The organism is Paenibacillus thiaminolyticus (assembly GCF_003591545.1).
Lineage (GTDB): Bacteria > Bacillota > Bacilli > Paenibacillales > Paenibacillaceae > Paenibacillus_B > Paenibacillus_B thiaminolyticus_A.
In genome coordinates this window covers 576,521-597,811 of record NZ_QYZD01000001.1, presented here as the reverse complement: position 1 = coordinate 597,811, position 21,291 = coordinate 576,521, and the positions used below count along the sequence as shown (strand labels likewise).

The window sequence follows — 21,291 nt, the reverse complement described above, 5'->3', positions numbered from 1 at the left end:
ACGCAACCACCCGGTTATTTCGAAATGTCGGCATTAAAATATTTTTGGGAAATGTTCAAATACGTGCCGTCGGCCTGCATGTCCGCCAAGGCCTTATTCACCGCGTCGACCAGTTCCGGATTGCCTTTGCGCAGCAGGATGCCGCTGCGGGACGCATTCGCATGCTCCGCGACGACCTTCACCTTGGCGTCGGGACGGTGCTTTTTGAAATCGAGGAAGGACAGGCCGTCGTTCACCGTCACATCAATGCGCTTCGATACAAGCAATTCGATCGCCTGGTTGAAGCTATCTGTCTGCACGATGTCGGCGCCGTTCTCTCTCGCCAGCCCCGTCAAGTTGGAGGTGAGCGTTTGTCCGGCTTTTTTGCCTTGAATATCCGCAAAAGCCTTCACATCCTGATTATCTTCATGCACGATCAGTACGGCTTTCGATACGCTGTACGGCTCGGAAAAGTCATATTTCTGCTTGCGATCATCGTTGATGGCCACCTGGTTCACGACGATGTCGAACCGCTTCGCGTCCAGCCCGGCGAACATCCCGTCCCACTTCGCTTCGCTGAATTCTGGCGTCACCCCTAAGCGCTTCGCGACCTCTTCCGCAATCTCGACGTCGAACCCGGTCAGCTTGCCACTGCCGTCATGGAACGTGAACGGCGGATACGCCCCCTCGGTGCCGATGCGCAGCTTCCCGCTCGCCTTGATCTCTTCCAGCAGGCCGCCCGCTTCCGCCGATGCGGCCGCTCCTTGTCCGGACCCTGTCTTCGCGCCCTCGCTCTGGCTGCCGCAAGCCGCCATCATCATGGCTGCAAGGGCAAGCAACAGGAATGTTACTGTTCTTCTCTTCATCGCGCACAACCCCCTAAAAGTGAAATATCATTCGCTGCGATCTTATGAGACCGATGATTGTTCCGATGATATCACGGTTCTTGGAGGGATACAATATTTTTTTCGTATAATTCCCATCTACTAACTATGTTTTATAATCAAATTGCCCCGTTCCGGGCTGGAGAGTCCTTAGCTCAGGCTCCAATTGCGGCGCAGTCGCCGGTTCCGCTTGCCATTTCGGGATGTCATGGCATACGATGAGGAGGACAACGGGCAGCGGGTCAATGTATAGAGCGGGAGGCATACCATTTCCATGATACGGACTTCATACGACTTTATCCTATTCTCGTGTGAGGATCATATTTCTTTTCTGACCAAAAAGGTCGATGCCAAGGATCATATCCATCACTATATTCAAGTAACCATTGGGCTTGAACATGATTTTGATATCACGTTCGACAATCAACCCTTGCACGTCTCCGGGGTGATTGTTCCATCGAATACAAGACATAAGCTGCATGGCGGCGAAGAGTGGCAATGGTATCTGCTGGTCAATCCGGAATCGCTTTTCGGCGAAATGCTGAGGCGGGCCTTTTTGCACAGGAACGACGCTTATGTTCTCGACCCGCACACGGTGAATCAATTGCGATCTATCGCTATGGGGTCCTTGCTTGCATCTGCTTGTCCCGAAGCATATATGAAGGCGTTCGCCAGAACCAAGGTTGCACTGGGACTGCATGAATCCGGCATGGAGCATACGCTGGACAATCGCATCATGGACGTTCTAAGCTGCATCGAGCAGTCGCCCTTGCATCGCTTGACCGTCAAGCGGCTCAGTGAACGCGTTTATTTATCGGAAAGCCGGTTGTCTCACCTTTTCAAGGAAGAGGTCGGCATCTCCTTATCCAGCTACATTCTTCTTCAAAAAATGGAGACCGCGTTTCACTATATTTTTAGCGGCCATACGATGACGGATGCGGCCCTGGAGGCGGGGTTCAGCAGTTCTTCTCATTTTACCCGCACGGTGCGGGACAAGCTCGGCATGGCCCCGCGCGCCATCGTGCAGAATAGCAGATATATGAAAGTCAATTCGCTCCATCTCCCTTATAGTCAAGCTAGAAAGGGTGATGAGCATGGAGCGCATTCCATATTTGCAGGTAACGAACCTAGTTGATTACAACCATCCTTCCATACGCAAGCTGGTGGAAGAACGCCAATGGGCCCAACTCTCCGACTACGACACAATTCGAGAAATCTATGAGTTCGTTCGCAACGAGATCCCATTCGGCTACAACCGGAGCGACGATATTCCCGCTTCTGAAGTGCTGCGGGACGGCCGCGGGCAATGCAATACGAAAAGCATTCTTCTTATGGCCCTCCTGCGTAAAGCCGGCATTCCCTGCCGCATTCATGGGTTCTATATCGATAAGCGCATGCAAAAAGGCGCGCTGACCGGAGTGGTTTACTTTTTCGCGCCGCAAAAGATCGTTCATGCCTGGACCGAAGTGTATTACGATAACAAGTGGCTGGCTCTTGAGGGGGTCATTATCGACGATCCGTATCTGAGTCAGGTCAAGGATAAGCTGTGCAGTTCGAATGGAGGGTATATCGGATACGGGGTAGCCGTCAAGAACCGAGAACAGATCAACCTCTGCTGGCGCGGGGACAGCACGTATATTCAGAGCTTTTCCATTACCGAAGATTTGGGATATTACGATCATCCGGATGAGTTCTTTTCCAAGTACAACAATACGAAGGGTCCTCTCAAAAGGATACTGCTGAATCTATTACGCAAGCGGGTGAACAGTCAGGTGGATTCCCTCCGCAACGGAACACGATAGCAGACCATGGCGGGCCAGCGGGTTGTCCCATCGCTGCGGTTAGAGCTGACGACGAACAAAGGCCTGCCCGGTGAATCGAATTCGATTCTTCCCCGCAGCAGGTCCTTCCCGGCGCTTCAAGTCAGGCTGGGCGATGGCCGCCGCCGATCTTCCAGCCCCCGATTTTTTGCTGCTCCTGCCACAACCGATGATACAGCCCGCCCTGCGCCAGCAGCTCGTCATGCGTACCCGTCTCTGCAATCCGCCTCTGCTCCACGACGATGATCGAATCGGCCCCGCGTATCGTCTTCAGGCGATGGGCGATGACGAGCACCGTCTTGCGATGTGTCAGCTTGGTGATGGCACGCTGCAGATGCACCTCGTTCTCCGGATCGAGCGAGGCCGTCGCTTCGTCGAGAATAATGATGGGCGCATCCTTCAGCATCGCCCCGCCCTCGCCGGCGATCGTGCCGTAGCCGAGCGGCAGCTTCATAATAAACTCGTGGCAGTGCGCCGCTTGCGCTGCTTCCACCACTTCTGCGTCCGTCGCAGCCGGCCTGCCCATCCGAATATTGTCGGCGATCGTCTCGTTGAACAGATAGGGCTGCTGCTGCACCATGCTGATGGACGCCAGCAATTCCTCGCTGCGCATATCCCTGACATCGACGCCGCCGATCTTGACGGCCCCCTCGGTGACATCCCAATAGCGCGAGATTAAGCCGGCAATCGTTGATTTGCCTGCGCCGGAAGGCCCGACGAGCGCCGTCACCTTCCCGTGCTCGGCCACGAAGTCAATGCCTCTCAGCACCTGGCGTTCCTCATAACCGAAGCGCACTTGCCGGAACGCGATATCGAACCGTTCGGGCAGGGGCAGCGCCGCCGCCAGTCCCTCGGCCTGCTCCTTTCCCTCCAGAAGCTGTTGAATGCGTCTTACGCCCTCCACATTGTTCTGCATCATATGCCCGAGCGTGGAAATCTGGCGAAGCGGAGCAGTCAGCCCGACACCAAGCAGCAGGAACAGCACCAATACGGGAAGCGGGATCATCTGCTGTCCGTACATCCAGACGCCCAGCAGCATGATGAACAGCAAGCCCGATTCCAGCAGAAGGAGGAATAACGTATATAATGGCGTCTTGCGGCGTGCGATCTGCGACCACAGGGCCGCATAGCTCTCCACCGAATGGCGGTAACGGGCGAATGAATGCACCGTCTGATTGAACGATTTAATGACCGGCATCGCATGAATGAACTCCACGATCGCCCCGTTCATCGCCTCGGACAGATCATGCATGCGCTTCATATCGGTCGAACGCTTCCCTCGCATCAGCATCATTCCCTGTACCGCATAAGCGGCCGGAATCGGAAGCAGCGCGGCAAGCGCCAGGCGCCAATCGACGATGAACAAGTATGCCGCCGTCAACAGCGGCGCCACGATTGAAGCGGTCAAGTCCGGCAGATGATGCGCGATGAAGGCCTCGATCCGCTCGACATCGTCGGCTGCTACTTTTTTGACGCGCCCGGAATGCTGCTCGCTGAAGAAGCCCAACGGCAGCTTGCCGAGCTTCTCGATCAAGCGCACGCGCAGGTCATACAGCACATGGAACGCCGCGGCATGCGCCAGCATCGTCGAAGCCGCCATCAGCGCGAACCGAAGCAGAATCGAGACGAGGGCCAGCAGAATGAACTGCCGCCCAGGAGCCCAATCGATCGACGGCTCCAACAATTGTTCCGCAATTCGGAACACAAGCACGTACGGAATGAGCCCGAATACGGCGCTCGCTGCGGAACAGATGCAGGATGTGAGCAGTTTCACGCGCTGTTTGCGGACAAGCCGCAGCAGAAAAGGCAATGGTGCCGCCGCCATGAGAAACATCCCCTTTCTCTTTTGCCACCCGAACAAAGGCTGGCTGGAAGTTACTTGCCCAGTGCCTTCATAATCTCTTCAATGCCGTCGATCTTCGCAAGCGCCATCGGCCCGGGCAAGGACGGATCGGCCAATTCATAGACCCGGTTGTTCTTCACCGCATCCATGCTGTTCCATACCTTGCTGTCCTTCAACGCCTCCTTCACGCCTCCCTGGATCGGATTTTGCCAGTTGTTAATGACGAACAAATGATCCGGGTTGAACACAGCCAAGCTTTCCAGCGAGATCTGCCCGTTAGCCGTCGCCCCCTCTACACGCTTCAAGCCCAGTCCCTTATAAAAAGGATCGAATCGCCCGTCATTCCACATGACGAACATTTCCTTGCCGCTGTACATCGTGAACAGAACCGACTCCTCACTTCGGAATGCCAGCTTCTCCTTGTATTCCACGCTTTTGCGATCGAATTCCGCCAGCACCTGCTCGGCCTTCTCCTCTTCGCCAATGACTTCCGCGATCTGCTTCAGCGTCGTCCTCCAATCATCCGCTTGCGGGAAAATGACCGTAGGCGCAATCTGCGATAATCGCTCATACTGATCCTTCATATCATCCGCCGCGATAATCAGATCCGGCTGCACCGCCAGCAGCCTCTCCAGATCTGCCTCCATCCCGAGATCGATGATATCTTTGCCCGCGATCCGCTGGCTCAGATTCGGGAAGTTCCGTTCGATCGTATCCACCCCGTGCGCGGCAACCGGATACGCATCGAGCACGGCCATATAATCGACGAACGCGATATATGGCGTCGCAATCTTCATCGGCTTCGCATCAATCACCGTCTCGCCGGATAAATGCGCCACGGTTCTTGGAAAGGAAACGGTAGAACCGCTATCCGCCGCTTCCGGCTGCTGTGGCTCCTGCGCAACCTGTTGTACTGCCTGCTCCTGGGCCGTCCCCTGTTGCGAGACGCTATTCCCGCAGCCGGCAACAACCCACATCATGGCGCAAAGTAAAACCGCAAAACGTGCTATAATCCTCATCTTTCCTCTTCCCCTTTTCTTCATCTCTATCGTTCGATAATGAGAACGATTATCAATAGAAACATCGTACTACTTCCCCCCGCCCGGCTTCCACCAGTACACGGAATGGCAATGCGGTTGTACGGATCAAATGCGATGAAAAATAACGTAAAGACGTAAAGGAAAAAGGAATTTATTGAAGAAAGGGGAATATTGACATAGATAAAAGATATGTCGAGGCAAGGCCGGATGGGGGAGAGGGACATTATCTATTTAACTGATAGGAGGTGATAGGATGCAACGCCTGCCTGTTGTTGCTTTGCTCCTTATCTCTGTCATTTTGGTGGCTAGCTGCAATCGGGCTCCGAGGATGGAAGAAGAACATGTCGCGAAGGATGAATTCATATTATCCTATCAAAATCAATTTCAGTATGTGATCGAAGAGGAGCAGCTTACCTCCCCCTTTGATCCTTACCATAGTTTTGAAGAGGCAAGCCCCTTCTTGAGGAAGGAATGGGCTTCTTTAGATATTCAATCGGCCAGGGCGACAGGGAAACAGTTTTATTTTTCATATGATGAAAAACATAATCAACTAGCCCCCATCGATAAAGAGCGATTTCATTCGTTGTCAAAAGAGAAAATGAACGAGCTGTATCGGCTTTCATTATATCTGATCATCGAAGATAACAGCGGGCAAACCTATCCTACAGAAGCGCGACTGATTGGTTCCTTTGAGTGGTCGCGCCCGTTGCCTGACACGTTGACCCACCTGCCCTATGCTTTTTTAGGAGCCTATGGCAGACTTGCCTATTTAGAAGATTACGCATCGTTTCAAGGCAATATCGAACCAACGCCTTTCTTTGAAGGAAAAGGGTTCGGTTGGCAAGGAAAATCCAGCGGACCCGTTCCCCTCTATGGAACATTCAGCATGATTCCATACCAGACTCGGGGGGCAACGATATCCAAAGAACAGTTTGTATATGTTGTACCCTTTCACATGGATAACCATTCTGCCTATCAAGTAGCCCATGAAGATGAATATATAAAGGTTTATCAGCATAGGGATACTCCGCTTGGCAATCTGTATGTGCGGTTTCCATGAAATAATGCGTTTAATAAAAAGGGGAGATTCAGAGCATCGAATGAACTCCCCTTGTCTCTGCAAAGAAGGTTGGCATGATTGTAGGTTCAACGACAGCTGAGGCTATCCTTGTAACGAAGCAGCATGCTCCAGAACAAACTCCATCCTCTCTTCAACCGGCAATTTGGGTATCACCAATTCATATTCAAGCCGTTGATACGTTTCATACATGATTTGATAGGTTGCCTGCGCCTCTTCAAATTCCTGCCCTCTCTCCCTATCGGTGTGATAGATTTCTGATAATGACAAAATCATCCCTGCATGATGTACGCTCTGTCATGTTTCCACTCCCCCATCACCCGCTTACAACTCTTTTGCAAGAGAAGTTCATCATCCTTAACATAGCCACAGCGTTCATAGATTTTAATGGCGGGATCGTTATCGCTGCCGGTTAATATCTTTATATTCTTTACCCCACAGGCCGCCGCTCCCCGCCGTTAAAGGCTTGATTCAATCCGGACAGCGCCTCCGCGTCGTCAATCGTGTTAATATGCAAATCTGTGATGGAAATATTTAGTTATTGAAACTTAATACTTTATTGTTTATAATAATTTGTTACAATATTATACATGTCGTAGTTTAATGTATGGTCTAGAGAGGTGAGTCAATTGACTAAAAAACTTAGGCAATTGAAAAATGTGTCAGTGTTCCAACCGCTTCTAAGTTAAAAAATAATTTAGAAGCGAGGAATTAATATGAAAAATCAAAAAATATTCCATAAATCTTTTCTGTTTTTATTTATCAGTAACTTTTTAGTGTTCATAGGGTTTGAAATGTTACTCCCTATATTGCCAGCCTATTTGATCAGTATGAATGCATCTACTATCCAAGTAGGTTTAGTGACCTCGTTATTTACTTTAGGTGCTGTCCTAATTAGACCTTTTGTAGGATACTATTTAATTGATAACCAACGGAAAAGCTTGGCAGTCGGAGCAACTATGGCTTTAATGCTTATTACACTTGTTTACCCTTTTCTAAATATCGTATGGCTATTTTTATTGTTAAGAATTTTTCATGGTGCAGCATGGGGTGTATCAACAACTGCAAATAGTACAATAGCCGTTGATCTAATTCCGAAAACAAGGTTAGGAGAAGGTGTGGGTTATTTCTCTATATCCACAACGGTCGGAGCTATCATTGCCCCGAGTGTAGGTCTCTTTATTTATGATACTTTTTCCTTCGAGATATTAATTTGGTCATCGGTAATACTCAGCCTACTGGCGGTCATTTCACTTCAACTTACACATTTTCCTGTTCCTGTGAAGGTTGAAAAACAACCATTTCAATTTTCTACTATGTTTTTTGAAAAAGAGGTGTGGTTCCCAGCATTACTAGCAGTAATAACAACATTTAGTTTTGGCGCCATTATTACCTTCTTAGTTCTTTTCGGAAAACAAAAAGGATTAGATCATATTTTTCTGTTCTTTCTAATCAATGCAATCGTATCAACTATATTACGTCCGTTTACTGGAAAATGGTATGACAAAAGAGGACCTTGGTCCATAATCATGATATCCGCTTTTGTAGGATTTTTATCATTGATTATTTTGTCTTATGCAACAAATGCTCTTCATCTTATTATTGCTGCGGTTTTATTCGGTGCAGGTTATGGTACGATTATGCCATCTTTACAAACATGGGCCGTTCAAAAGGTAAGAAAAGAGCAAACTGGAGCAGCCAATGCCACTTTTTTCTCCAGTTTTGACGTTGGTGTTGGAATTAGTGCATTTGTATTGGGGATTTTTGCCAAATGGATAAGCTTAGATATGATCTTTCGGGTTGTTAGTATTAGTTTTATTATTGTTGCTATTTTAGTGTATAAAGATTATTTAAAAGAAATCAATCGCTCTAAAAAGGTTTAGATTTTCGTGGGGCATTATCAGGGGGCGTTCCCATGGGGGACATGCTCATGATAATGCCTTTTTTTTATGGCTTTGTGGTAGGCCTGTGATACGCACACACGGCATTGTAGCTGAGCACGCTGCATAATCCGTTCTACGTTTGTGATTGATCGTCTGCTCCAAGGAGCAGGGCTTGCGGTGAAGGTGATGGGGCAAGCACAGGAGGAATTCAGCCAGTTCTAATAAAAACACGAGCGTAATACGATAACCAATAAAATGAACAGAACCTAAGATTGTACCTGTAGAAGTGAAGGCATGACTAGCCTTCCTGCCACAAGTCACGGTTCAGTTCATTGGCATTTCAGACAAGGCTTTGTCTAACTTGAAAATACCCAAAAATAAAGATTGTCAATCTTTCAGGAAAATGCAATAATTACTATTAATCATATGATTACAAGTTTAAACCAAATTACTTCGACCTACTTCAACGAACCCCAAAGAATGTTACATCATGCTTGGAATCTCGCCTTGAGTGGAACATCCTTGTCTGCTAAGGCGCTCCCGCGTATTCTTCATGATTCACTTCCTTCAACTTTCAAGATTGGCAGCGCTGAATTTAGTTAAAGATCCATGATCTGGTAATTATTAAAGTTAGCTTAGCTTTTTATACATATTATGTAAAAACGAAATAGAAGGAGGAGAATGCTTGGTATCTCCAATTATTGAAGCGAAGAAGTTAAGTATAAGCTTCCAGACGGATGACGGTGTCGTTCCCGTTGTCCATTCGGTTAGTTTTCATATTCATCCCGGTGAGGTATTGGGGATTGTCGGAGAGTCCGGATGCGGGAAGAGTCTAACGTCCTTATCGATTATGGGACTTATCCCTGCAATGACTGGAAAAGTGAGCGGAGATGTTCATTTTAAAGGAGAAAAACTCCCCCTATTATCGGAAGCGAAGATGCGGAAAATCCGCGGTAATCAAATCGCGATGATCTTCCAGGAACCAATGACCAGCCTGAACCCTTTATTTACAATCGGAGAGCAATTAACCGAATCGCTGAGAATTCATAACAAAGCAGATAAAAAACGAGCTAAGGCGCGAGCGATAGAAATGATGAAGCAGGTAGGACTCGGCAGAGCCGAAGCCTTAATCAATGAATATCCGCATCAGCTCTCCGGCGGTATGAGGCAGAGAGTCATGATCGCTATGGCCATGATGTGTGAGCCTGAACTGCTTATCGCAGATGAACCGACTACCGCGTTGGATGTGACGATTCAAGCCCAAATCCTCGAGCTGATGAAGAAACTAAATCAAGAAACAAAGACGGCGATTATGATGATTACGCATGATTTAGGCGTTGTGGCGGAAATGTGCCAGCGAATGATCGTAATGTATGCCGGCAAGATTGTGGAAGAAGGCGATGTCCGAACGATTTTTCAACACCCCAAGCATCCGTACACCATCGGACTAATCCAATCTGTTCCAGACATGCGAGTGAAAAAGGAAAGACTTTATTCGATCCCGGGTCAGGTTCCAAAGCCGGGATCTCACAGACAAGGCTGTTCCTTTGCGCCGCGCTGCACACATGCATCGGAACGATGCGGGAGTGAAGAACCCTCATTACAGAGCTTCGACAATGGACAAAAGGTGAGTTGTTGGTTATACGAAGACGGGAAAGGAGCAGACAGCCATGACTCAGCCATTAGTTCAGGTTGAACACTTGAAAATGCATTTTCCGATAAAAGGAGGCCCTCTGGGGAAAACAGTAGGCGCGGTGAAAGCCGTGGATGGTATATCCTTTCACATCAACAAGGGGGAAACTCTCGGGCTTGTCGGAGAGAGCGGCTGCGGGAAGTCCACAACGGGGAGAATGCTGCTCAGACTTCTTGAACCGAGCGAAGGAAGCATTTATTTCGAAGGACAGGATATTACGAAGCTGTCCGGCAATGAACTTAGGAAGATGCGCAGGAACATGCAAATGGTCTTTCAGGATCCCTTTGCCTCCTTAAACCCTCGTCATACGATTGGCAAAATCCTTGAGGAACCGCTTATTGTGCATGGCGTAAGGGACAGGTCGGAACGTAAACGAAAAGTAAGAGAGTTATTGGAAGTGGTTGGCCTAAACAGCTACCACGCGTCCCGTTACCCCCACCAGTTCAGCGGCGGACAACGGCAGCGAATCGGCATAGCAAGGGCGCTTGCTATCCACCCGAAGCTTATTATCGCCGATGAGCCTGTATCCGCTCTGGACGTATCGATCCAGTCGCAAGTACTGAATCTTCTTCAGGATCTGCAGCAAGAATATGAGCTCACCTATCTGTTCATCGCGCATGACTTAGGCGTTGTTCGCCATATCAGCGATCGGGTAGGCGTGATGTACTTGGGTCAGCTGGTAGAAATATCGGATACGGAAAATTTATACGATAAGCCGCTTCATCCCTATACACAAGCGTTATTATCAGCCGTTCCCATTGCGGATGTTACTTGCCGGAGGGACAGAATTATTCTGGAGGGTGATGTGCCAAGTCCGGTTAACCCGCCAACGGGATGTCCATTTCATACCCGATGTCCGAAGGCATTTGAACCGTGTTCAGCTGCCCGCCCGCAGCTAAGTGCAAGTGAACCAGGTCATTACGTGGCTTGTCACTTATACGAACAAGTCCGCGTAGACATAAATTAAAAACGATTACACTAATGGGGGGGGATATTATGAAGAAATTTGGTTGGCTAATAGTAACTTGTATGCTGATCCTGTCTGTTGTGCTCGCTGGATGCAACAACGGGACACAAAGTAATGGCAATGAGTCGGAAAGCGGCGGAACACTTATCTATGGAAGAGGAGCAGATTCCACGGCGCTTGATCCGGCCATCACCACAGAAGGTGAAACATTTATTGTTACCCAGCAAATTTATGAAACACTTGTAAAGTATAAAACAGAAAATACGGAGATCGAACCCGGCCTTGCTGAAAAGTGGGAAGTTACTGAGGATGGCTTGACGTATACGTTTCACCTGCGGAAAGGCGTAAAATTTCACGATGGAACAGACTTCAACGCGGAAGCTGTCGTAACCAACTTCCAACGTTGGGCCCAAAGTAAGGACGAGGCAAAATTCGCCTACTATTCTTCCATGTTTGGCGGATTTGAAGGAGATCCCGGTCATGTCATTAAAGAGGTACAAGCGGAAGACGAGCATACCGTTGTGTTCACATTGAATCGTCCGCAAGCCCCATTTTTGAAAAACTTAGCCATGAGCATGTTTGCGATTGCCAGCCCTAATGCCCTACAGGAATATGGGGATGATTTCACGAAAAACCCGGTTGGAACAGGTCCGTTCAAATTCAAATCATGGAAAGCAAATGACACGATCGAGTTGGTTAAGAATGAAGATTACTGGCAAGCCGGCCTTCCTAAGTTGGACGGCGTAAAGTTCAAAGTCATTGCTGATAACTCAGCCCGGCTTAATGCCTTGATGAAAGGCGAGCTTGATTTGATGGATGGCCTAAACCCTAGTGATCTGGGTCAAGTAAAAGGAAACAGTAAATTACAAATATTTGAAAGACCGTCGATGAACGTAGGCTACTTTGGTTTTAATACAGAAATGGCCCCTTTTGATAAAAAAGAAGTCCGTCAGGCAATCAGCCATCTCATTAACAAAGAAGCTTTGATTACTAACTTTTACGAAGGAACAGCAGAACCTGCCAAAAACCCGATGCCGCCATCTGTCAGCGGTTATAATGACGGCATCGTCGACTATGAATATAGCGTGGAGAAAGCAAAAGCATTATTAAAAGCGGCCGGATTGGAAAACGGCTTTGAAATGGACCTGTGGGCAATGCCAGTTGCGAGACCTTATATGCCAGATGGCCAAAAAGTAGCCGTAGCGATTCAAGCATCTCTGAAGGAAGTCAACATTAAAGCAAATATCGTAACGTTTGACTGGGGGACTTACTTAGAGAAGGTTCAAGCTGGAGAAGCTCCTACATTTATGCTTGGCTGGACCGGGGATAATGGAGATGCTGATAACTTCATATACACATTATTGGATAAAGACAATATCGGATCGAACAACTACTCGCGTTACAGCAATGACGAATTGCATGATATCCTGATCGAAGCGCAATCCAACCCGGATGAAGACAAACGTAATGAGCTGTACAAAAAAGCGCAGGAAATTATCCATGAGGAAGCGCCTTGGGTTCCTCTGGCTCACTCTAAACCTCAGCTTGCAGGGATTAAAGAAATTCAAGGATTTTTCCCGCATCCAACGGGATCTCAAGCCTTTACTAACGTATCGATCAAATAATCGGCAATGAGGGATGCCCGGATTGGGCGCATTCTGATCATAGCATGGACAATGAGGAGTATGGCGGGATCATGCTCCTCCCTTTTTACAAGCAGCTTGAAAAAGAGGTGAACAGATTTGTTATCATTCACAATGAAACGGCTGGGAGCCTTAATTCCGGTGCTTCTCGGAATGGCGTTTATCGTGTTCATGATGATTCGAGCCATTCCAGGCAACCCGGCACAGCTGATTCTCGGCCAGCAGGCGACAAAGGATGCTGTAGCGGCACTTACCAAGGAATTAGGATTAGATCAGCCATGGTACATCCAATTTTTCGATTATTTAGGCGGATTATTTACAGGAAATTTGGGTGTTTCTTTAAAAACGAGAACTCCGGTCGCAGAGGAAATTTGGCCCTATCTAGCAGCAACGATTGAACTTGCCATCATTGCTATGATTATTGCGATTATTATCGGCGTAAATGCCGGGATTATTTCAGCTTGGTTCCAAAATTCATGGTTCGATTATATTGCCATGATTATCGCGCTTATCGGCGTATCGATGCCTATTTTCTGGCTTGGCTTGATGGAACAATACATCGTCGCGCTGAAGTGGGATCTATTGCCGACGACCGGGCGTGACAATATACGGGATCCCGTCGAGGCGATCACGAATTTATATTTAATTGATTCGTTGTTACATCGAAGATTTGATCAATTTATCGAGGTGATCCGTCACTTAATCTTGCCTGGTATTGCATTAGCCACGATTCCAATGGCGATTATCGCCCGCATGACAAGATCCTCCATGCTTGAGGTGATGCGCTCCGATTTTATCCGCACCGTCCGTGCAAAAGGGATGAGAATGTTCTGGGTTGTGTATAAGCATTCCTTGAAAAACGCGTTAATCCCCGTTGTGACGGTCATCGGTCTGCAGACTGGCATGCTGTTCGGAGGGGCAATCTTAACGGAGACCATATTCGGATGGCCGGGAATTGGCACCTATATTTACAATGCGATTAATTACCGCGATTACCCGGTAATTCAGTCTGGAATTCTAGTCATTGCGTTCATCTTTATTATGATTAATCTGCTCGTCGATTTGTTGTATGCAGCCATCGATCCGAGAATTAAGTATAAATAGGAGGGAAATGTCATGGCACAACTCGTCAGCAATCCCCCGCCGATCGCGGCTCCGCCTGTGAACGAAGAACCCTCCATCTCGCCATGGAAGGATGGGTGGAGAAGTTTTCGGAGAAATAAAGTCGCCCTTGCCGGATTGGGCATCGTCATCTTTTTTCTTTTCTTGGCTATTTTTGCGGATTTACTGGCCCCCTATTCCTATGATTCTCAAAAATTGCCGGACAAGCATTTGGCTCCATCGTCAGAGCACTGGTTCGGCACGGACGAATACGGACGGGATATACTGAGCAGGATTATTTATGGCGCCCGGCTGTCTTTATGGGTGGGCTTCATCTCTGTGGCGGGGTCCATCATTGTGGGCTCGGTTCTCGGCTTGATAGCAGGATATTACGGAAGATGGCTGGATATGATTATCTCTAGACTCTTCGAGATATTGCTGGCTTTCCCAAGTATTTTACTAGCGATTGCTATTGTGGCGACATTAGGACCATCCTTACGCAATGCATTGATTGCTATTGCCATTATCAATGTGCCGACCTTTGGCCGGTTAGTCCGTTCCCGAGTGCTGGCTATCAAGGAAGAGGAATATATTGCGGCTGCGAAAGCCATTGGAATGAAAGACGGCAGAGTCATCTTTCATCACATTCTTCCGAACAGTCTGGCCCCTATCATTGTGCAGGGCACGCTGGCCATTGCGACGGCTATCATTGAATGTGCGGCATTGGGATTTCTAGGATTGGGCGCGCAGGCTCCAGCATCCGAGTGGGGGACCATGCTGGCTGAATCCCGCAACTACATTCTTCAAGCCCCATGGACCGTATTATTCCCGGGGTTGTCCATCATGTTGACTGTCCTTGGGTTTAATTTAATGGGAGACGGACTGCGGGATGCGCTTGATCCGAAAATGAAAAGCTAATTGCTACAGAACCAAGACAGCCTAACAGCGAGTCAGCCAAAACAAGGCTGGCTTTTGAACTTTTTTGTTCATGTTTTCATATTATTTCCGCCAAAAAGTTGAACAGTCTGCCTTATCCAACATATTAAACTCAATCATTTTCTGAAGTAATGAGTAATCAACCGGACCATCCCACGGGATACGTACCAACTGCTTGGTGTGATCATAGCCCGCCTGCACAATTTCATCAGAAAAATGATTAATCCCTGCCCTTTCAGGGGCAACAGCCAAATGATGTTTGGCTACGCTAAAGCCAATAATAAATGTGCCGTGATCGGTAAACATAGGCTGATTCCACGCAATTTTTGGCATTAAATTTGGAAATTGCTTAGTTACCCAAGCCAAAACCTCTTCCGTCCGGGCCCGATGCTGCGGGTTATCAATATGCGCTAAGTATTCTGCAAAAACTTCCATGTTGCTCCCTCCTAAAAATGATGTCGTTCAGAGAAGTTCCTCAACCTCAATCGTCGTTAAAACTCATCGCAGGATCGCTAAGACACGTTCTTACACAATATCTATTTCCAACCATGTATTTTTTAGTCGAGTTAGCGTCAGGACTGCTTATGAGGTTGAGCGCCAAGTTCCATGGCCCCGCCCGGGAAGCACCAGCATCCATTATCCGATCTTTGGAGCATCAGCACTTGCTGCGACGCGTTATACAATATAATGCTTGCCGCATAACAACAATGGGTCATGGGCGATAACGAGGCCAAATCCGTTCTGCTGCTCCAGATCATATCCTCATTCCCTATCGTCATCCTGCTCAAAATGGCGCACGCGCATGTTGAAATCGAACGAATTGCCCCAGCGGAACAGCGTTCGCGATCTGCCTCCGCATAAATATTCCCACTCGTCCTCCGTGCCCCTTCACTTCCTCGTGCGCCCCGTTATTCATCAATCGCTATCCGGCTGCGGTTCCACGAGCAGGAATCCTATTTTCTGGTCACAAGAAGCGCCCATTCGTTAGGACATAAGGCCTGATTCCCCCTAGCATAACATGACCGCGACCCGAACAGACAAGCGCTTCCCCACAGCAAAAAGACCGGGCCCACCCTTGAACCGCCCGGTCTCTTAAGAGCGGCGCACCGCCCTCCTAACTTATTCTCTTGCTGCGCTGATACCACGTCCATATCTCTTGCACATCCTGTTCATCCAGGCAGGCAACCGAGAAATCATTGCCGTTCAGCAGATGAGCCTTAAGCGACATCAGACGCTTGGTCTCCTGAAAATACGTCCGCCCCATCTGCAAGGCGACAATTTGCGGGCGCAGCACATAGCAGGTCTTGCGCGCAATGATCCGGTTCCGCACAATGAACTGCCGATCCCGCAGCCCGACTCCGGCGTCGCGGAAGCCCAGCCAGCCGGTGAGCAGCAGCGGAGGCAGCAGCGCCAGCACCCAATAGGCGTAGGCTCCCAGGAACCAGTATGCGCCAATGAAGGCAAGCGCGAGGAACAGCAGGCGGAAGCGGATATAATACCACCAGGCCCGCCGTGGCGCGCCATGCTGCACCGAGCCGAGCACGAAGCCCGGCAGGCAGCGCGACAGCAGCTCCGGGATGTCGCCGACCGGGACGTACGGATGCAGCATCAGCGATTCCTTCATGTCCGACGAGACGACGCGAACCTCGATCTCGGCATAGCCCAGCGCCTGCCGGAGCAGGCCCTCCTTCACGACGATCGCCTGGACGCGTTCCGGCTTGATGGCACTCATTTTTTTCTCGAACAGCCCGTATGTGACGACGATGCTTCCGTCCCGCTCCTCTGCCGTGAACCCGTAATATTTGATAATATAGAGCAGGGAGGACAGAAGCCAGGCGCCAAGCAGCGCCCCGGCGCCCATCAGCATAAGCGATACCGGTCCGGATACGCTCGATTCGATGGCATGCAGCAGTTGATCCGAGATTCGCTTCGGTACAAGCAGCTTCACAATATCATCGGCGAACGAGAGCAGCCCGGCGAAGAACGCCAGCACCAGCCCGGGATTCATCGTGCTGAGCGCCCCGACGAACAGTTGAGCTGCCGATATGCGGACGAGGGGAAGGGGCCTTGCGGGAGCCGCCTCCGTCCGATACCCGGCGCCGCTGCCGTCCGCCGCAGCTTCCTCCGGCAACTCGCGCCCTTGGCTGCGCTTCATAAGCAGACTGCGCAGCTCCTCCGCCCTCTCCTCCGACAGCGCAGGGAGGACGCCGTCCGACTCGCCGCTTCCGCCCGGCGCCTCGATCTTCAACTGCGCCATGCCGAAGAGGCGCTGCAGCAAGGGCTGCTCCACCTGCACCGAATGAATCCGGCTGTAATAGATCGTCTTCTCATCGCGGAAGAACAGCCCTTGACGGATGAGAAGCTTGTCCGCTTCCACCTGATATCTGAATCGGCGCCACTTGATGATGTCCGCCGCGAGGAACAGCAGCAAGGCGGCCCCTCCAATGACAAGATAACGCTCCGGATGCTGAGTTCCTTTGAAGAACAGGATCAGCAGCAGCGGCCATAAATTCCTCAGCGTCTGAACCAACGAGAACACAATGAACAGCGGATGAAGGCGATACTCCTGCTCCTTATTCATCGTCTTCCACCCTGGCGAGAACAGCGATACGCTGCTTCAGCACTTCGGCATCGGCCGCTTTCAACCCCTGGATCTCATGGGTCGTGGCCGCGGTCACGATCGAGATCTGGGCCAGCCCGAATTTCCGCAGCACCGGGCCGCTTGCCTTCTCGACATGCTGCACGCGGGTCATCGGCACGAGCACATATTTGCGGAAAAAGATCCCCGAATGAATCTCCACTTCCTCTTCACGCACATCATAGCTAAAATAACGGTAAGTCAACACGGGCGAGAGGAAAATATACCATACGCCCGTCGCCAAAAACAGAACGAATGCAACCCAGCCCGGATACTTCACCCACCCCTGACTATGAGCCACGATGGCATACGCGACGACCATCGCGAAGAGAACAAGATGGGCCACGCATGCGCGAATGCGGGCCACCTTCATGAAGTCCGGATGGAGCCGTCTGGTCGATGCTTCGTTCATAATCCTCCTCCTTGTCCCAACCTGTCATCTATCATCGGAGCTGCCCGGCAATCGACAGCATCTGTTCCTTCGTCATGGAGTCCATCTCCGGCATTAAGGTGTACTGCAGGCCATCCTCATTCCACCAGATCGTATGGAGGGAGTCGTCGTATAGCCCCGTCTGCCCGCGAACCTCGACCTTCTCCATCCCGTACTCCGCTTCCATGCCCGATCCTTCCGGGGGTGCCGTGGAGACACCGAGCGTCAGATACGGCTTATCGTCCTTCCAATAATTCAAGGAGAACTCAGACCGATTGAAGTCTTCTTGTAAGTCATACATATTGATTTCCATCAGCTTCACGCCGTCCGCCCGACACTGCAGGATATTGCTGCCAAGCGCCGCCTCCGCCTCCGCGAGCGTTACATTCCTCGTCTCCATCGACGGATCCAGATCGAGTACGGGGATGCCTTCCGGGATATCCAGCTTGAACGTATCCTCGTCGAAGTTCGGAGACATATCCAGCTTCGTATAAATTGACTCTGAACGAACCGGTCCGCTTTCGAACACAGTTTTCAGCATCATCCACGTCTTCGGATCAATCCATAGCTCCATCCGCTGGAAAAGATCATCCTTCTTTCGCGCGATAGCCTTGAAATGAATCGTGTTCCACTTGCCGACCTTCTCCTCGCCCACCGTCTCGAAATCATGCGTGGCTTGCAGCTTCTCCAGCATCTGCTTCATCTGCTCGCGCTGCGTCAGCGGCGGGCTGTCCCCCCGCACCGACATGCGGAAGGCCTCGCCCCCCGTCTGATCCCATACGATGAACTGACGCCCGTCGTTCACCGTAACCGTGCTATCCTTCACCGATGTCACCTCGAGGCGCATCCGATCGCTCTCGCCATCAAGCCATTCCTTCATCAGGTAGCTGTCTTTTACCTTCCCGTTCTCATAGGTGATGCTCAGGCTCTCCCCATAATAAGAGAACGATTCCTTCCCGCTCTCCAGCACCTTGTCCACAATCTGCTCCCCCGACAGGTTGAACCCCAGATTGTTCTGACACCCGCTTATCAGGAAGCTGGTAACGAGCAATATGCATAATCCGATGCGAATTATCATCAACACGGAACCTCCTCATTATCGGAACCGGCAGGCTACAAGCGTGCCGAACGAGGCCTCTGACCATATCCGAATGTCCCCGTCATGCTTCTCTACGATCATCTTCGCAATGCTCAGGCCCAACCCCGAGCTGCCGGCATGCGCCTTCGTCCGCGACGAATCCGGCTGATAGAAAGGAGTGAACAGCCGTTCCAACTGATCGGCCGGAATGGCCGCCCCTTGATTCTGCACGAGCAGAATCAGGCGCTCCCCTCGCCATGCCTGCACCTCGTCCATGATCGTCGGGAAGATCCAGTCCGGCAGCGGCTGAGACGCCGAATAGGCTCCAAGCCAGATCGAGCGTCCGCTACCCGTATAGCGGATGGCATTGCTCATCAGATTATCGACCAGCCGGATCATTTGCTGGGCGTTCATATAGCAAGAGCCCGAGACCGCGGAGTCGACCGCAAGCCGGATGCGGCGCTGAGCGCACAGTCCGTCATATCCGGAGAAGAGCATCTCGAACAGCTCATCCCCGTCGACCTCGAACCGCTCTTCCAGCTTCTCTGACGATTTCAGCGCCGTATACATCGTCAGATTGTCCAGCATGCGACGCATATGCGCAATCTTGTCGAAGAGAACGGCATAATAGTCGCTTTTCTCCTCCTCCGACAGATCCCCTTCCTGCTGCAAGGCCTCGGCATAGGCACGAAGCGAGGTCAGCGGCGTCTTCAAATCATGCGACAGCGCGGCCACCATATACTCTCGCTCCCGCTGTTCTGCCGCAAGATGCTCGCGGGCGCACTCAATCTGGGCGCGCATCTCATGGAATCGGCCGATAAGCTCTCCCACCTCATCCTTCGCTCGATGAACCGGATTCGGCGCGGCCTCGCCGTTCGCGAAGGCGGCCATCTGTCTCATGAGCCCCTGCATCGGACGAATCAGCTTGCGGTGGATAGCGAAGATCGCCGCCGCGTACAGCAGGAGGAAGAACAGCACCCAGCCGCCGGCCACGATTAGCGTCCGGTTCTGGAATGCCTCCAGCCATTGATCGCGGACCATCGTAATCTCATAGAAGCCGGCCAGCTTCTCCTGATCGAATACCGGTTTTTTGAGCGTGTAGGCCCGGTGGGATTTGCGCATCTCGTACAAATGCTCATACAGCACCGCAGGCCGAACCCGGTACAGCTTCGGGGTCAGACTGTCGGCCATCGACGAAAATACGGTGACGCCGTCTACCCGGTAGAGCGTAATCTTGAGCGAGTCGCTCGCCTCCCGCTGCAGCGCGGCGAACCGTTCGTCCGGCTGCACCCGGTACAGCGACACATCCTGCAGCAGCGGCTCGATCTCGGCCAGGCGGCCGGTCATTTCGATATATTCCTTCAGCTCTTGGCGTTCATCATACGTATGGATGGACTGATAGAACACATATCCAGCCAAGACCGGAAGCAGCATGACGACGAGGAAGCACAGCATAAGCCAATGCTTGATCTTCATGGCATGAATTCACCGATGAAGCGGTATCCGGTTCCCCAGACCGTCTGGATATACCGCGGTTCGCGAATATCCTCGCCCAGCTTGGTACGGAGGCTCTTGACGTGAACCGATACCGTGTTGTTGCCCTCGATATTGACCTGATGCCATACCTGCTCGTACAATTCCTTCTTGGAAAAGGCGCGCTGCGGATGCTGAGCCAGCAGCTGCAGCAACGCCCATTCCTTCGCCGTCAGCGGAATCGGCTCCTCTTCCAGCGTGACGAGCTGGCGATCCTCGTCGATGATGAGACCGCCCTCATACTTTTTGAGACGGGGCAGCTCCTCTTCATTCGAGTAGCGGCGGAACCGCCGCAGATGCGAGCTGATGCGGGCCGATAGCTCGGACAAGCTGAACGGCTTCGTAATATAATCATCCGCTCCCAGCTCCAATCCCCGCACCTTGCTCTCGTCCTCCTGACGGGCGCTAATGATGAGCAGCGGCACATTGCTGCTGAGGCGGATATTGCGGCACAGCGTATAGCCGTCCATCTCTGGCAGCATCAGATCGACCAGGATCAGATCGAACGAGCCGGTATGGTAATCCTCCCAGCCTTCCGCTCCGGTGGAGGACCACGTTACTTTATAGCCTTGTCTGCGCAAATGATCCTGAACAATGCGCGCAATCTCTCTATCATCTTCAACAAGCAGCACGTGCCCTGACATATCCATCTCTCCTTGCCTTCTTGCTTTATCTTAAGTATAGCGCTCTGGCATGAACGTCCCTCTCATTTTAAAACATTCTTTATAATCATACCGCAAACGCT

At 50.7% G+C, this 21,291-nt stretch carries 19 protein-coding genes; 9 read left to right on the top strand and 10 right to left on the bottom strand.

All coding sequences use genetic code 11. The features are described from left to right. Positions 1-14: 14 nt before the first annotated feature. Positions 15-845, bottom strand: a complete 831-nt coding sequence (locus tag DQX05_RS02875; protein ID WP_119790668.1) for an amino acid ABC transporter substrate-binding protein — start codon at positions 843-845, stop codon at positions 15-17. A 292-nt stretch (positions 846-1,137) separates the two neighbouring features. Here DQX05_RS02875 and DQX05_RS02870 point away from each other — a divergent pair, with 292 nt between their 5' ends. Next, positions 1,138-1,998 (top strand): helix-turn-helix domain-containing protein, encoded by an 861-nt coding sequence (locus DQX05_RS02870; protein ID WP_119790666.1) that lies wholly within the window; start codon positions 1,138-1,140, stop codon positions 1,996-1,998. Beyond that, positions 1,958-2,665, top strand: a complete 708-nt coding sequence (locus tag DQX05_RS02865; protein ID WP_119790664.1) for a transglutaminase-like domain-containing protein — start codon at positions 1,958-1,960, stop codon at positions 2,663-2,665. Before DQX05_RS02870 ends, DQX05_RS02865 begins: the two co-directional genes overlap by 41 nt. Positions 2,666-2,786: 121 nt before the next feature. On the opposite strand, the gene DQX05_RS02860 is transcribed toward DQX05_RS02865, so the two are convergent. Both DQX05_RS02860 and DQX05_RS02855 read right to left on the bottom strand, forming a co-directional pair. Further along, entirely contained in the window at positions 2,787-4,508 is a 1,722-nt protein-coding gene (locus DQX05_RS02860) for an ABC transporter ATP-binding protein (protein ID WP_259391746.1), read from the bottom strand. Positions 4,509-4,558: 50 nt separating this feature from the next. Beyond that, positions 4,559-5,545, bottom strand: coding sequence for an ABC transporter substrate-binding protein (locus DQX05_RS02855; RefSeq protein WP_119790660.1), 987 nt, complete (start codon positions 5,543-5,545; stop codon positions 4,559-4,561). 274 nt (positions 5,546-5,819) lie between these two features. Between DQX05_RS02855 and DQX05_RS02850 the strand changes: the two genes are divergently transcribed. Further along, on the top strand, positions 5,820-6,626 hold the full coding sequence (locus DQX05_RS02850) for a hypothetical protein (protein ID WP_119790658.1): 807 nt from the start codon (positions 5,820-5,822) through the stop codon (positions 6,624-6,626). Positions 6,627-6,728: 102 nt separating this feature from the next. On the opposite strand, the gene DQX05_RS02845 is transcribed toward DQX05_RS02850, so the two are convergent. Then, positions 6,729-6,914 (bottom strand): hypothetical protein, encoded by a 186-nt coding sequence (locus tag DQX05_RS02845; protein WP_182914591.1) that lies wholly within the window; start codon positions 6,912-6,914, stop codon positions 6,729-6,731. Between the two features lie 446 nt (positions 6,915-7,360). Here DQX05_RS02845 and DQX05_RS02840 point away from each other — a divergent pair, with 446 nt between their 5' ends. The 6 genes from DQX05_RS02840 (at position 7,361) to DQX05_RS02815 (ending at position 14,849) form a co-directional block, all read left to right on the top strand. Further along, entirely contained in the window at positions 7,361-8,527 is a 1,167-nt protein-coding gene (locus DQX05_RS02840) for an MFS transporter (RefSeq protein ID WP_119790656.1), read from the top strand. Between the two features lie 685 nt (positions 8,528-9,212). After that, positions 9,213-10,223, top strand: a complete 1,011-nt coding sequence (locus DQX05_RS02835; RefSeq protein ID WP_119790654.1) for an ABC transporter ATP-binding protein — start codon at positions 9,213-9,215, stop codon at positions 10,221-10,223. Then, a complete protein-coding gene (locus tag DQX05_RS02830; protein ID WP_119790652.1) occupies positions 10,198-11,187 on the top strand; it encodes an ABC transporter ATP-binding protein in 990 nt (329 codons plus the stop codon). The genes DQX05_RS02835 and DQX05_RS02830 overlap by 26 nt, the downstream gene beginning before the upstream one ends. Before the next feature lie 29 nt (positions 11,188-11,216). Continuing rightward, entirely contained in the window at positions 11,217-12,812 is a 1,596-nt protein-coding gene (locus DQX05_RS02825) for an ABC transporter substrate-binding protein (RefSeq protein ID WP_119790650.1), read from the top strand. A gap of 117 nt (positions 12,813-12,929) precedes the next feature. Continuing rightward, a complete protein-coding gene (locus DQX05_RS02820) occupies positions 12,930-13,934 on the top strand; it encodes an ABC transporter permease (protein WP_119790648.1) in 1,005 nt (334 codons plus the stop codon). A gap of 12 nt (positions 13,935-13,946) precedes the next feature. Then, positions 13,947-14,849 (top strand): ABC transporter permease, encoded by a 903-nt coding sequence (locus DQX05_RS02815; protein ID WP_119790647.1) that lies wholly within the window; start codon positions 13,947-13,949, stop codon positions 14,847-14,849. An 81-nt stretch (positions 14,850-14,930) separates the two neighbouring features. Here the strand turns inward: DQX05_RS02815 and DQX05_RS02810 are convergent, their stop codons facing one another. The 6 genes from DQX05_RS02810 to DQX05_RS02785 all read right to left on the bottom strand — a co-directional run bounded on the left by DQX05_RS02810 (position 14,931) and on the right by DQX05_RS02785 (position 21,190). Beyond that, complete coding sequence (locus DQX05_RS02810) at positions 14,931-15,302, bottom strand: iron chaperone (protein WP_119790646.1); 372 nt, start codon at positions 15,300-15,302, stop codon at positions 14,931-14,933. Positions 15,303-15,981: 679 nt separating this feature from the next. Further along, positions 15,982-17,448, bottom strand: coding sequence for a PH domain-containing protein (locus DQX05_RS02805; protein WP_119790644.1), 1,467 nt, complete (start codon positions 17,446-17,448; stop codon positions 15,982-15,984). Beyond that, positions 17,441-17,917, bottom strand: coding sequence for a PH domain-containing protein (locus tag DQX05_RS02800; protein ID WP_119790642.1), 477 nt, complete (start codon positions 17,915-17,917; stop codon positions 17,441-17,443). The genes DQX05_RS02805 and DQX05_RS02800 overlap by 8 nt, the downstream gene beginning before the upstream one ends. A gap of 31 nt (positions 17,918-17,948) precedes the next feature. Beyond that, entirely contained in the window at positions 17,949-19,013 is a 1,065-nt protein-coding gene (locus DQX05_RS02795; RefSeq protein WP_259391756.1) for an outer membrane lipoprotein-sorting protein, read from the bottom strand. An 18-nt stretch (positions 19,014-19,031) separates the two neighbouring features. After that, positions 19,032-20,489 carry a sensor histidine kinase gene (locus DQX05_RS02790; protein WP_119790638.1) on the bottom strand — a complete coding sequence of 486 codons (1,458 nt, stop codon included), beginning with the start codon at positions 20,487-20,489 and terminating at the stop codon, positions 19,032-19,034. Further along, positions 20,486-21,190, bottom strand: a complete 705-nt coding sequence (locus DQX05_RS02785; RefSeq protein ID WP_119790637.1) for a response regulator transcription factor — start codon at positions 21,188-21,190, stop codon at positions 20,486-20,488. The genes DQX05_RS02790 and DQX05_RS02785 overlap by 4 nt, the downstream gene beginning before the upstream one ends. Positions 21,191-21,291 lie beyond the last annotated feature (101 nt).